2 protein-coding genes are annotated in these 933 nt (G+C 30.4%); both read right to left on the minus strand.

Annotated elements, in window-relative coordinates; all coding sequences use genetic code 11:
- Positions 1–225, minus strand: a 225-nt coding sequence (locus RZN25_18500) for a transposase (protein MEQ6378777.1), incomplete at its 3' end; no start/stop codon positions are given.
- Between the two features lie 149 nt (positions 226–374).
- The gene (locus RZN25_18505; protein ID MEQ6378778.1) at positions 375–863 is read right to left on the minus strand and encodes a hypothetical protein; all 489 of its coding nucleotides are present in this window, start codon (positions 861–863) and stop codon (positions 375–377) included.
- Between the last annotated feature and the right edge of the window lie 70 nt (positions 864–933).

Genomic DNA, 933 nt, shown 5'->3' on the forward strand with positions numbered 1-933 from the left:
AACCAAAAATTTATCTTCACTGCTCCACTGTTCTGAAACCTGTCCACCTCCAGGAGTTGGGTTCCCAGCTGCTCTAGCTTCTTTCCTCCACTTGTATAAAGTAGGTTCAGTAATTCCAAGTTCTTGGCTTATCTGACTTACAGATTCATTGTTAGGTGGCATCATTCTTTTAAGAATCGACTCTTTCATTTCCTCCGTATAACGTTTTCCATTATTACCTTTCATGTCGATCAACCTCCGTGTGTTATTAAACTATACACTAAAGTTGTCTACGACATCTATCCTAACAGAGGGGGGGAATTGAAAAGTTATATTTAAAAAAAGTAAATGCTGTTGCAAATACCTAAAAATAAGAGATTAATATGTAATTCATATTAATCTCTTATTACTTTCCAATTTAAATTTGATTTCATGATGATTTTATGAAATATATCTTTTTTCTTGCCAACAATCTCATATTCACCAATTTCTTTAGTGCTATCTATAACTGTACTATTTACAAGGGTAATATTGTTATCACAAAGAGTAACCATGTATGATGATCCGTTTTTATTGAATTGTAAATCGAAATCAGGTAAATCATCACATGGTTTAGATTCTTTAAGTTTAATGTCAGATGGTTCGTTTAAAATTTTATCAATAAATTCAGTATCAGATGTAGTGGCTTCAAATTTGTCGTAACTGTTAGTGCCTTTTCTATATTCATAATGTGTTATTTTTACATTTTCAACACTATTTTGATTGATTTCATAATCATTAAGAACTTCTCCGTATGTTGTATTTCTTGTTATGTCATATACAACATAAGCACCAGCAACAACAAATAGTACAGCTAAAAACAAAATGAATTTCTTTTTATTCATACAATCCCCTTTTTTCATCATGTTTTAATTTATTTTAATGATTATCCCACTAGCTCAGAATAAGTAATAG

Source organism: Bacillaceae bacterium S4-13-56, from assembly GCA_040191315.1.
Taxonomy (GTDB): Bacteria; Bacillota; Bacilli; order Bacillales; family JAWJLM01; genus JAWJLM01.

Excerpts from the sequence above, each read along its gene's own strand:
- RZN25_18505 (MEQ6378778.1), bottom strand. The coding sequence starts at position 863 with ATGAATAAAAAGAAATTCATTTTGTTTTTAGCTGTACTATTTGTTGTT.